This is a genomic window from uncultured Bifidobacterium sp., from assembly GCF_949292005.1.
Lineage (GTDB): Bacteria > Actinomycetota > Actinomycetes > Actinomycetales > Bifidobacteriaceae > Bifidobacterium.
The window spans coordinates 1-11764 of sequence record NZ_CASEXV010000078.1 but is presented as its reverse complement, the minus strand read 5'-3'; the positions used below and the strand labels follow the sequence as shown (position 1 = coordinate 11764).

The window sequence follows — 11764 nt, the reverse complement described above, 5'->3', positions numbered from 1 at the left end:
GGCTTGGCTGTGTGGATGGTCGGCTGTGTGGGTCGTCGATGGTGTGACGGGGTGGGCCGATGTCGGGTCGCAGGTGGACGGACTCTCGGATGCATATAGGGAACGGAGATGAAACGATGGCAGCGAATGGGCGAAGGGGTGACGATCTGAGGTGTGGAGCGCCCTGGGATGGTGTGTCGTCCGGCGAATCCTGGGCACTGGATGGATTGGCGGGCGGAAGCTACGACTCCGTACGGCGGAGAGTGTGGTATCCGTCGCGTCGGCGGTTCGTCGCGACGGGGTCGGTCAGCTTCATGGTGGTTATGGCCATTGTCGCCCGATCGGTGTGGGGCGTGTCGACCGCATGGATATCCGATCCGCGTGAAGTCGGGATAATCGCTCTGTGCGTTCTTCTTACGATGTTCTACCATGAGACCTCCGCGACCGGCATTGTGTCCGTTCCGCACACGATCGTGCCGGTGGTCGTCGCCGTCGCTTTCTTTGTCGGGGATCTGGAGCTGGTCGCTCCGGTGCTGCTTCTTGGTCTTATGGCGTCGATGCTCGTGTGGCGGCGTAGTCTGTTCGCCGCGTCCATCGAGGTTTTGGGCGTCATTCTTTCGTCGGCTCCGGTGCCGATCGTTTTCGCGCTCTTCAGTCGTGGAGGCTGCGTGGGTGAGGGGACAATCGCGAATTGCTATCCCGCTGATATCTTCGGCGAAAGCATGGCATTGTCCCAGCATTGGCTTCTTCCAGCGGTTGTGGCGCTCGTGGCGGTTGTGGCCGCACGGTTTGTGATCGATATGGCCATAGCTGTTCTGTTGGGATATTCGACATGCTCCTATGTCAGTCAGTACTCGGTGCAGCGGATGACTCTTTTTCTTGCCATGGACGTGTTGGCGGCGACGGTCGTCGGAATCGTCATGCTCTACGATTTGCGGATCGGACAGCGGTGGACGGCTCTGGGCAGACCGTATGTGGTGTGTTTCGTGTACGCCATCACGATGGATCAGTATTTTCGTATCCGGCGGAATATATGGGTCCGGCGCAGTCTGTACTGCTTCATGGATGTTGTCAGGATGATGCCGCTTCCGCAGCGCAATCCCGAGAACAGCGTGGTGGAGGCCATGCAACGACGATTCGGAATGTTCACATGCTCGGCTGAGACCCTTGTTCCCGGCCGCCATGAGTCGTATTCGTTTGTGGCCAGCAAGGCCATCGACTTTAATGGGCGCAACTTCCATCTGGTGATGGAGCGCAATATCTGGAATCGGGCGTTTCTGGCGTCGGACCGCTACCTTTTGGACTCCTTGGCATCCGTTTTGGAGGAGATAGCGAGAGTCGGGAGGGAGATCTCGGCGGTGCAGGGCGAATCCGAGGCGGACGCGCTTACTGGGGTGCGAAACTACCGGTCCTTCATCGGAATGCTGAGGTCTCTAGCAGAGCGGGAGAGCGCAGCCGATGCGGCGATTCTGTACGTAGACGTGGACCATCTGCGTCGAATCAACAGCAGATATGGATACGCGGTGGGCAATGAGGTGCTCAAAACCGTGGCATCCCGTCTTACGAGCGTGGTGCCAGATGGCTCGGTCGTGGGCCGTATCGGGGACGACGAGTTCGGGGTGATTCTTGAGGGCGCGCCTTCGGTCTCGGGTATGAAGAACCTTGTCAGTGATGTCCTTGATGTCGTATCCGCTCCCGTGCGCGCAGGCGGCCAGCTTGTAGAGGTCAGTCTCTCGGTGGGGACGTCGGTGTCCGGTCAGGGGAAGAGCCTCGCCGATCTGATGACCGAGGCGGCGCAGCGTCTGAGCGTGTCGACGGATGTTCCGGGGACGGCTCCCGGGGAGTCGGGTAAATCTGCGGCGGACGCATTGGCTGCAGTCCGCGCGGTGGATGAGGCCATCGACCAGGCGGTGACGGCGAATTTGTACATTCCTCAATTCGATATGCGGTCGGGAATGATGTCGGCGTTGAGGGTTATCGGACGGATTCCCGATGGCCAGGGTGGCTATGTGTCGGAGAACTTCGCGCGGCTGCAGGCCGAGCGTCTGGGCAAGGCGGGGGAGCTGGCGGTGAATGTGCTCGACCAGGCGACCCGGGATATTGAGGCTAGGTCGTCGATACTTGGTTTCGTCGACCGCATCGAGCTTATGGTCTCGCGGCGCGCGGCGAGCGATCCGGCGTTCATGTCCCGTCTGGAGGACCTGCATTCGCGACGTCCTGATCTGCGTGTCGACTGTCTTCTCGACGGCAACGCGCTCGCTGCGGTGTCGGATGGGGGAGTGGACTATCTCAGGCCTCTTCTTGACGTTCCCAATGTGGGTCTGGTGATCAACGTGGCGGATGTCACGTTCAAGGATTTGCTTGTTCTTCTCAGGCACCCCGTGCAGGGGATTCGCATGGACAGACGGCTTATGCCCGATGACTGGGAGGAGCGTGGGCGCGACGCGGTCAAGTCGGTGGTGGATTGGGCCTTGAGGTCCGGCATGATGGTCATCGTCTCTGGCCTGACGGTGGCTGAGCAGCTGGATTCGCTACCGGATGAGGGCCCCGTGCAGATTGAGGGACCGGTGTTGTGCAATCCTCTCACCATAGGGGAGCTGGTGATCCGTATGGAAAGCATGGGCCGGGGGTGCTTCACCCCGCATCCCAATCATCGGCCGTGATGCCAGTTCTTTGGGCGCGGAGAGGCGTTCGTTGGGCGGGTTTGCGCTTCGTTGGGCAACCGCCCAACGAGTGAACCGTTACGTGATGATGGGGCCATATCGTGATGCCGTGATGCCTTGTCCGGTTGATACCTATATGGTGGCCTCGGTGTTCGTGATTGGCGGCAAGGCTGATTTTTGACACGGCTGCAGAGCAATTTCCGCGGTATTCCCGGAATCTTCCGCCCAAATTTCCCGATTCCGCCTTGAAGATTTGTCTCAAACCGCAGATGGAGAGAAGAGCTAGCAGATGGTCCATAACAATACGATCGAAGGCATTCCGGCCGAGTACGCCGACCAGCGTGTGGGGCTCAAGGGATATCGGGTTCTGAATCTGGATCTGGATGGAGTGTGCGCCGACTACTCGGGTGCGCTGTGGGATTATCTGCGACGTCATGGACTCGTGGATCCGCAGGTGCGGCCCCGACTTGACGAGTATGCCCTGTTTAGAAATCCCGGATGGCCTTTCACCACGTTGGACGGATACCTTGCTGTGCACAAGGCGGCGGAGAAGGAACACCTGTATGCGAGCATGCCCGTGATTCCGGGGGTTTCCGAGGCTTTGCGCAGAATTTCCCGCGCCGATGTGTACATCAGGGTGGTGACGCATCGGCTGTTCGTGTCGGGGCAGCACCGGATGGTCGTGTCGGATACCGCCCAATGGCTTGACGACAATGCGATACCGTATATGTCCCTATGTTTCACGGGACTGAAGGACAGCATGCAGGCGACCGTCCATATCGACGACTCGCCCTCGAACATAGACGCGCTTCGAGCGGTCGGACAGCATGTGGTGGTTTTTGATCAGCCATACAACAGGGATGTCCCTGGTCCGCGAATCATGTCGTGGGATGACCGGGCCGTCGATGATGTGTTGCGCTGGTTTGAGCAGTGGCCTGAACCCTGGGAGGCTTCGGCATCGTAGCCTGGCGATGTGCAGCGGACATGAATGCGGGGGGCATCCGCATTCGATGCCGCCCCCGTACCTTTATCCGCGGTTCCCTTTATCCGCGGTGGGACTGGATGCCGTATGCGGACGGGAGTCGTCCGACTACATCAGCGACGTGTAGATACCCAGGATGTCCTCCTCCGTCGCCTGACGTGGGTTGCCTGGCGTGCAGACGTCCCGGAACGCGTCGTGCGCCAAGGGCTCGAGGTCATCCCGTGTGGCCCCGACCTCGCTGATGGTGGTGGGATTGCCCAACGACACGGTCAGGTCGCGGACGGCCTGCACGGCCTCGTCGCGAACCCTCTCCAGATCGCCCGTATACGCGTCGGAGATGCCGAAGGCGTCGGCGATGTCGCGGTACTTCTCACCGGTGTAGTCCTTGTTGTACTCCATCACCGGCGCGAGCAGGATGCCGTTGGCCACGCCGTGCGCAACATCAAGCCGCCCTCCCAGCGGGTGCGCCATGCCATGCACAAGACCGAGCCCGACGTTCGAATACGCCATGCCGGTGATGTAGGAGGCGTAGGCCATCTGTTCCCCGGCGGGAACATCGCCGTCCGCGCTTTTCGCCAGATTGTTGGCGATCATGCGGATGGCCTGCATGCTCAGGCAGTCGGACAGGCTCCAGGCGCCCGGGGTCACATATCCCTCGATGGCGTGGGTGAGTGCGTCGAGGCCTGTGGCCACCTTCAACCCGCGTGGCATGGTGTCCGTCAAATCCGGGTCCACGAATGCGACCAACGGAATGTCGTGCGGGTCCACGGCGACGAACTTCCGCTTGCGTTCGGTGTCCGTGATGACATAGTTGATGGTGGTCTCCGACGCGGTTCCGGCGGTTGTCGGCACTCCGAAAATCGGGATGGAAGGATTCTTTGTGTCGGCCACGCCTTCGAGGGAGAGAACGTCGGAGAAGTCGGGGTTGGCGACGACGATGCCGATGCCCTTGCAGGTGTCCTGCGGCGATCCGCCGCCAAGCCCGATGAGGAAATCCGCCTTCGCACGTGTGAACTTCTCCACGCCGTCCTTGATGCACTCAACCGGCGGGTTCGGCTTGACGTTGTCGAAGATGTCGTAGGGGATTCCGGCTTCGTCCAGAACGGCGGTGACCTTGTCGACGGTTCCGGTCTTCAGGAGAATGGGATCTGTGACGATAAAGGCCTTATGGAATCCGTGAGCCTTCGCCGCTGAGGGAATCTCCTTTATCGCGCCTCGTCCGAAATAGGCTGTCTGGTTGAAGACCATGCGGTATACCATGTCGACTCCTTTGACCTCGGTGCATGAGGACTGACGTTCCCGCGGGTTATGTGTCGCCCGGCGGCTTTTGTTATCTTGTGGCACCGCGGTGATGGTTGTTATGGAACGGATCGGGGCATCTTTGCCTGCGATCTATCGCCCAGTATAGGTCTGTGCCTTGCGCGTGTCTCTGCGAACGTTTGCTGGGCGTGCTCGCGTGTCTCGTTGGGCGGGTCCTGCGGAAGGACTTGATTGAGAATCGTTGGAATGAAGCCATTTCTATCGAATTCCTGGACTATGACATACGCATTTTGACCGCAAAACCGCCCAACGAATGGCTGCTGGGCGGTTTTGCGGTCAAAATGCAAGCCTTTCGCCGGGTTTCAGCTGTGCGGCACCTCTTTGATATAGAAACGGTCCATTGCGGCTCCATGCACGCTGCCGGCGAGTGGTCCGTCGATTCTGTGGAATCCGCTGCGGACATAGATGTGATTGGCCGCGGCCATACGATGGTGAGTCTCAACATACAGCCACTTGTATCCGTGCGTCGCCGCGAACTCCTCAACGCGGGCGATAAGGGCGTATCCCATGTGATGTCCTCTGGCCGCGTCGCTGAGATACAGTTTCTGGAACTCCGCCGTTCCGGGGGTCTGCGCGATCTCGGCGATGCCCGCGCCACCCAGAGCCTGACCGGACTCATCCTCGATGACGTAATAGTGGCGATTCTCGCGCTGTGTGTAGAAAAGGTTGAGATGGTCGAGTTCGGGATCGAAATATGCGGTCCCGGGGACATCAAGACCGAATGATGACAGGTCGTTGCGAATTATCTGAGCCAGAGCGGGGTCGTCGCGGCCGCATATCGATCGTATGCGCAACTTGTGGTTATCGACGCCACCATTGTGGCTGATGGGCTCGATGCCGTCAGCACGGTCGGTGTCGGTAGGGTGGTGCTTGCCGTAGTTACCGGGTCTGCGTGTGGTCTCGTCGCTCATATGATCCGTTCGGGTGCTGGGTGATGATGCTCCTGGACGCATCCAGCTTATAGGGGAGAGTTATTCACGCCAGCGATAACGCTTATGGCATACATATCTCGTATGTCGTTTCGCGCAACAGTTGTTTCGCAGCGTCCTTTCGGTATCGCGACCAGCTATGATTCCGATGACGTCACCCGCCCACGGTCGAGCTTGACGATGTGATCCGCGACGAGGGCGGCGAGATCCTCGTCATGGGTGACCACGATCACGGTTGTGCCCAGCGAGGTGAGCAGCCGCATCTGGTCTGCGATCTGATGCATATGCCGCAGATCCAGCCCGCTTGAGGGCTCGTCGAAGGGAATGATGGTCCTGCCGGAAGCGATGCCGGCGGCCACGGCGACGCGTTGACGTTGGCCGCCCGACAAGGAAAGCGGATGTCTTCGAGCGAGCTCGGAAAGATCGAGCCCTGCGAGGATGCCCATTGCGATGCGCTCATCTTGTGCGGTGTTCCCATCCACCACGGCATGCGGAGGCGCGGCGTTTCGGGTCGTGACCCGTCTCGCGTCCGGCTCCTGATGACGCAGGGAGAGGAGCACGTCGTCCATAACGGTCGGCGTCACAAGCTCCTGCGTCACATCCTGCATAACCGTAAAGTACCGTCGCAACCTCTCACGTCGTGGCACAGCGATGCCGTCAGGGGTGGTCATGCGGCCCCGAGCCCGTCGATCCAGACCTTGGACCCAGCGCAGGAATGTGGTTTTCCCTGAGCCGTTGGGGCCCAGAACCACGGTGATGCGCGAATCCGGTATGCGCAGAACCGGTATGTCGAGAGCGTCATGGTCGCTGTGACGGTATCGTCGCCGAATCCCGGACATGGTCCACAATCGTTGTTCCCGTTCGCCGGTGGGGGCTTCTCGCGATTGTTGCGCGCGGTCGGCGGCGGTTTTGACCGTTTTGTCGTCGCGTGAGGAAGCGGCAACCCGGAGTCCGTGGTCGTCTGATGATGTGGTCGGCCGTGGGGTTGACGATGTCGTCGGACAGGTGGTTTCTGACGCGGTCTGTGATGCGGCAGTGGTCCTCAGCCCAAGGTGCAGTCGCCGCTCGGGTCCGAGACGGCTCAGCTCGGACCCGCTCATCTCATGCTCGATGCGTCCGTGGGTGATCACGACGGCTCTGTCCACGATTCCCTCCAGCCAGGTGAGTCTGTGCTCGGCGATGAGAATAGTGCGCCCTTGGTCCCGCCATCCCGTCATGATCCGTCGGAGCCGGGCTATGGCCGCGGAGTCCAGATTGGAGGTGGGTTCATCCAATACGAGGATGGGGGGATCGGGCATGGATGCGCTGGCGCAGGCGACCTGCTGCTGCTGTCCACCGCTGAGTCCATCGACATCGCGTGTGGAGATTGACCCGAGGGCGAAGGATCGCAGGGTCGAGTCGAGTCGCCGGCGGATCACGTCTGGCGGCGGATCACGTCTGGCGGCGGATCACGTCTGGCGGCATCCCCATGTTCTCGCAGGGGAATGCGAGCTCATCGTCCACGCGGGTGGCGAAGAACTGGTTCTGCGGGTTGTGAAACACCGATCCGACGTGTCCGGACAGGGCTCCAATGGGCGCATGGGCGACGTCGATTCCATCCACGGTGACGGCGCCTGTGAGGAATCCGTTGTGATAATGGGGGATTAGACCGTTGGCCAGCCTGGTCAGGGTTGTTTTGCCGCATCCTGATTCGCCGCAGAGAAGCACGGTCTCGCCGGCGCGGACGCTGAGCGTGATGTCCGAGAGGTCTATCCCGTGGGGGTCGTCCTCATCAGGACGCGAATAACGGAAGGATACATGGTCGAGGATTATCGTCCCGGCGGCTGCCGTTGTTGCCGGTGCCGTCGTCGTCGCCTCCGCATCGTAGGTCCGCATCATATGGCCATCCCCGAAGCTGTGATCATCCAGAGGACGACGACCACCATACATCCGGACAGGATTACCGCGTCACGCCTGCGCAGGCCGATGCGCGCGATGCTTGTGGTTGCCGCCCCAAGAGCCAGGCCGCGGGTCAGGGCGGATTGAGTGAGGTCGTCCGCGGCGGCGACGGTGCCCGATATAAGCGGGACGGTGCGGTATTCGACCAGATGCCCCACGTCGCATGATCCCAGGCGGATTCCGCGCATCCGCAGGGCGTCCCTTATGGCTAAATTGCGTCGTCGCGCGCTGGGGAGGAAGCGCAGCGTGACGGCAAGGGCGATTGTGATGGAATCCGGAACATGCATCGCCCTCAAGGCGGCCGTCAGTGCGTTGACGCGCATGGTGGAGAGGATCCACGCCGCAGCACAGGTCCGCCGTGATGGGACGACGCATGATGATGGATGGGATCCGTCATGTTGCCGTGCTGCCTATGCGAGTCCGGCTCTGCGGAAATGGCGGTCAAGGAGACGGTATCCGAGCCATCCTCCGATGATTCCGCCGGCAAATGCCATGACGATGATGACGGGCAGCATCCACAGAGGGAACAGATTCGCCATACGCTGGGCATAGTCGGCTCCGTACCGCTCTGCGAGGGACCGTAGATGCGACTGCCTGGTGATCATGTAGGGGAGAACCATGCCCACGGTCCAGAGGTTGAATACGCCACTGGATGCGATGAGCGAGCCTTTCGTCTGGTAGCCTCCGGATCGTGCGAGGAGATCGGCCGCGATGGAGGAGACGATGGCGGTGGCCACGGTGAAGTAGTTTCCGTGGATGACGCCCATGAGCAGCGCAAGCAGAATGCCGATGATGGTCGCGGTTCCGAAGGCGCGCGATTTGGTGATGGCCAGCAGATACGCGGTCGATCCGAAGATTCCGCATCCGAGCCCCATGAAGGGCATAAGAACGGGGATGAGGTGGGCGGGGGCAGCGGGGATGCTGATCAGTACGAGGTATACGGCCGTGTAGACGCCGATCAATATCACGTCGCGGGTGCGAAGGGCCTGCCGTTGCGGCCGTTGTGGCTGGGGTGGTCGCAGCGGTTGCTGCGGATTGTGGTCCGGTGTTCGTCCGTCGTTCATGGGCGGCCCTCGTTCGCGTTCGCCGTGGTAGTGGTGTCGGTGTCATCGCCGGCTGCGGTAGCTGTGCCTGTCGTGCCGGTCGTGTTGGGTTCCTCTGACTTGGATGGTTCCGCTGGCCTGACTGGTGCCATTGGCGTCAGTCTGCCGTCGCTCATCATGAGGATGCGGTCTGCGCGGGCGAGCACCGCGTCGCGGTGGGTCACGATTAGATAGGAGCGTCCCTCCTGGTGGGACATAAGGGCGTCCATGATCTGCCCTTCGAGAAGCGCGTCCATGTTGCTGGTAGGCTCGTCGAGAAGCAGCAGTCCGGCGTCGCTGAGGAACGCGCGGGCGACGGCGATTCTCTGCCGCTGTCCCTCCGACAGTTCCGATCCATTGCGGGTGAGCCGGTGGTCGAGTCCTCCGGGAAGCTGGTCGAGGACGTCGTCGAGGTGGGCATCGTGTGCGGCGGATTCTATGTCCTCGCGTGTCGCGTGGGGCCGCGCGATGGCGATGTTGTGGGCCACCGTATCGTCGAGGATGAACGTGTCCTGGCTGATCATCGTTTCGATGGAGCGCAGCGAGTGGGTTGCGATGTCTTCGATCGGAACGCCGTTGACGGCGATGTCGCCTCCCGTGCGCTCGCGGAAACGCATGAGCAGATCGATCAGGGTCGATTTTCCGGCGCCGTTCGCGCCCTCAACCGCGACCACCTCTCCGGGGTTGATGGAGAGGTCCACATCCTGCAGAATGGGATCCCCCTCGTCCGCGGCCCCGTCTGTGCCCGTCGTTGCATCGTAGCCGAAACGCAGGTGGGAGGTGGTCAGAGACGAGAACGATCCCGGCTCCTGTCCGGTGGTGTTCTCGATGACGGCGGGTTCTTCGTCGAAAAGGGCGAAGACGCGGCGCGCCGAGGCGAGAGTGGGTTGGAGCCCCGATCCAAGCCGTGCCACCGACATCATCGCGGGGAAAGACGCGGTGAAACCGGCCACGGCCACGATTGCCTGCGCCGCGTCAAGTCCGGAGTCTCCGACCTGCCATATGGCGGCCGCCATGAAAGCGGCGAGTCCGAGAAGTGGGATCGTCTCGGTGATGACGTCGTTCCAGCCCCGTGCCCGGCCGTTGCGGGATCGCGCGGAGAGCATGGACTGGGTGGCGGAGTTCAGCCGGGATCGTGTTCTGGCCGCGGCCCCCATGCCGACGAGCTGCTCTCGTCCGTCCAACGATTCCAGAATCAGCGAATGCAGGTCTCCGGTGGCGTTGCGTTCGTCGGCGGCCGCGCGATAGGTGGGTGGCGCGGTGATGAGCGGGACTTCGATGATGAGAAGGAGATAGGTGATTGCCGCGGTCAATCCCAGCCAGGGCGATATGACGGCGAAGATGATTGTGCTGATAATCGTTGTGAGGGCGGCGATGGCCAGCGGCGACAGGGTGTGCGCGTAGAAGATCTCCAACAGTTCGATGTCCTGCGTGATGACGGTGATGAGATTGCCGCGTCCTTCGCGCCGCAGTTTGGCGGGGGCGAGGGACCGCATCTTATCGAAAACCGCGGATCGGATGTCGCGCAGTACGCTGAACGCCATCTGATGGTTGAACAGCTGCTCCGCGTAGGCCATGGGGCCTCGGATGAGGGCCAGTGCGATGGCTGCCACGATGGCGGTCACCCATAGGGCGGTGGGGGCGTTCCGGAAGGCGCCGACGATGCCCGCAGCCGCCAGCATGACGCTCCATATCGATGCCAGATGGCCTATGATGCCGGCTGTGATGGCTTTGATCTCCACGCTGAGCAGTGGTCTCATCTGGGCGGCCATGCGTCGCATCACCCCGAATGTCGTGGTCTTCGTGGTCGTCGTCGAAGTGGGCATCGAGGTGGATGAGGTGTGCGGGGCTGTCGGCGTGGCCATTGCCGCGATGTTGCCTGACTCGGATTCTGATTCGGATGAGGTGCTCATGCCAAGGCCTTCCCGTCGAAGGATTCCATGCGATTCTGCTCGTGCCACTGTGGCGCGAATGGTCCTGCGGCGCCGACCAGCTCGTCGAAGGTGCCCTGTTGCGCGAGGCGGCCGTGGTCGAGCACGAGGATGAGGTCGGCGTCCTTCACGGTGCGCAGGCGGTGGGAGATGGATATGGTCAGGCGCCGTGAGCCCATGCGGTGTGTCAGATGTGCGATCGCATCGTCGTGGACGCGATCGACGGCGCTCGTCGCCTCATCGAGCACGAGAACAGGCGCTGGCCTCAGTAGCTCCCGGGCCAGACCAAGACGCTGTCGTTGGCCGCCCGACAGATTCGATCCCCCGTAGTCGACGGGTGAGTCGAGTCCTCCGCGCTCCATCACCAGATCGGCCAGATCGACCTGGGAGAGAGCGGCGAGAAGCGCGGCGTCGTCGATCTGAGCGTCGGTGGGATCGAGGTTGGATCGGATCGTTCCCGCGAACAGCTGGTCGGTTCCCCTGACCACGGCGATGTTGTCGATGAACCATTGCGCAGGCGCGTCCCGTAGCTCTACGCCGTTGATGGTCAGAGCCCCTTCGTATCCCGCTATTCGTCCGGATATGACGTCTCCCAGCGTGCTTTTCCCGGATCCTGAGGCTCCCACAATGGCCACGTGGCCTGTGCGTGGCAGACTCAGACTGATGTCACGCAAAGCCACGGTTCCGTTCGGGTAGGTCAATGACAGGCCCTTGGCGACGATGGCCGCGTCGCGCGCGTCATCCGTTTCGGCGACCGCATCCACGGTGGTGGTTGTCGTGGCGGCGGATGTCTTGTCGCGCATCTCGCGAGCCTTCATGATGGCCCGTCCCTGTTTCAGCGCCACGGTTCCCGAATGGATCAGATAGACGAGTTGGCGTCCGGGAACGAAAAGCCTCACCCCGGTGGCGGCCACGATGATGGCGGTGATCCAGCCGAAGG

At 61.6% G+C, this 11764-nt stretch carries 9 protein-coding genes and 1 pseudogene; 2 read left to right on the top strand and 8 right to left on the bottom strand.

All coding sequences use genetic code 11. The annotated features are described in order from the left end of the window. The first annotated feature begins 116 nt into the window (after positions 1–116). Complete coding sequence (locus Q1X90_RS05890; protein ID WP_300767985.1) at positions 117–2642, top strand: diguanylate cyclase; 2526 nt, start codon at positions 117–119, stop codon at positions 2640–2642. A gap of 289 nt (positions 2643–2931) precedes the next feature. After that, positions 2932–3606: a hypothetical protein gene (locus tag Q1X90_RS05885; RefSeq protein WP_300767983.1), complete on the top strand. Its 675-nt coding sequence runs from the start codon at positions 2932–2934 to the stop codon at positions 3604–3606. A 126-nt stretch (positions 3607–3732) separates the two neighbouring features. Here the strand turns inward: Q1X90_RS05885 and fucO are convergent, their stop codons facing one another. The 8 genes and pseudogenes from fucO to Q1X90_RS05845 form a co-directional block, all read right to left on the bottom strand. Continuing rightward, on the bottom strand, positions 3733–4884 hold the full coding sequence (gene fucO, locus Q1X90_RS05880; RefSeq protein WP_300767981.1) for a lactaldehyde reductase: 1152 nt from the start codon (positions 4882–4884) through the stop codon (positions 3733–3735). A gap of 362 nt (positions 4885–5246) precedes the next feature. Continuing rightward, positions 5247–5855, bottom strand: coding sequence for a GNAT family N-acetyltransferase (locus Q1X90_RS05875; RefSeq protein ID WP_300767979.1), 609 nt, complete (start codon positions 5853–5855; stop codon positions 5247–5249). Positions 5856–6010: 155 nt separating this feature from the next. Further along, positions 6011–7291, bottom strand: a complete 1281-nt coding sequence (locus tag Q1X90_RS05870) for an ATP-binding cassette domain-containing protein (protein ID WP_300767977.1) — start codon at positions 7289–7291, stop codon at positions 6011–6013. A 13-nt stretch (positions 7292–7304) separates the two neighbouring features. Next, complete coding sequence (locus Q1X90_RS05865; RefSeq protein ID WP_300767975.1) at positions 7305–7751, bottom strand: ATP-binding cassette domain-containing protein; 447 nt, start codon at positions 7749–7751, stop codon at positions 7305–7307. Continuing rightward, positions 7748–8149: pseudogene (locus Q1X90_RS05860) on the bottom strand (energy-coupling factor transporter transmembrane component T); the annotation flags it as partial. The gene Q1X90_RS05865 and the pseudogene Q1X90_RS05860, both read right to left, overlap by 4 nt. A gap of 72 nt (positions 8150–8221) precedes the next feature. Beyond that, positions 8222–8875 carry an MptD family putative ECF transporter S component gene (locus Q1X90_RS05855; protein ID WP_300767973.1) on the bottom strand — a complete coding sequence of 218 codons (654 nt, stop codon included), beginning with the start codon at positions 8873–8875 and terminating at the stop codon, positions 8222–8224. Beyond that, positions 8872–10806 carry an amino acid ABC transporter ATP-binding/permease protein gene (locus Q1X90_RS05850; RefSeq protein ID WP_300767971.1) on the bottom strand — a complete coding sequence of 645 codons (1935 nt, stop codon included), beginning with the start codon at positions 10804–10806 and terminating at the stop codon, positions 8872–8874. The genes Q1X90_RS05855 and Q1X90_RS05850 overlap by 4 nt, the downstream gene beginning before the upstream one ends. Continuing rightward, a partial coding sequence (locus Q1X90_RS05845; RefSeq protein WP_300767969.1) for an ATP-binding cassette domain-containing protein occupies positions 10803–11764 on the bottom strand: 962 nt, incomplete at its 5' end. The genes Q1X90_RS05845 and Q1X90_RS05850, both read right to left, overlap by 4 nt.

Bases quoted from the DNA above. Each gene is read 5' to 3' on its own strand.
- Q1X90_RS05875 (WP_300767979.1), bottom strand. From the start codon at position 5,855: ATGAGCGACGAGACCACACGCAGACCCGGTAACTACGGCAAGCACCAC.
- Q1X90_RS05890 (WP_300767985.1), top strand. From the start codon at position 117: ATGGCAGCGAATGGGCGAAGGGGTGACGATCTGAGGTGTGGAGCGCCC.
- Q1X90_RS05865 (WP_300767975.1), bottom strand. From the start codon at position 7,751: ATGATGCGGACCTACGATGCGGAGGCGACGACGACGGCACCGGCAACA.
- fucO (WP_300767981.1), bottom strand. From the start codon at position 4,884: ATGGTATACCGCATGGTCTTCAACCAGACAGCCTATTTCGGACGAGGC.
- Q1X90_RS05885 (WP_300767983.1), top strand. From the start codon at position 2,932: ATGGTCCATAACAATACGATCGAAGGCATTCCGGCCGAGTACGCCGAC.
- Q1X90_RS05855 (WP_300767973.1), bottom strand. From the start codon at position 8,875: ATGAACGACGGACGAACACCGGACCACAATCCGCAGCAACCGCTGCGA.
- Q1X90_RS05850 (WP_300767971.1), bottom strand. From the start codon at position 10,806: ATGAGCACCTCATCCGAATCAGAATCCGAGTCAGGCAACATCGCGGCA.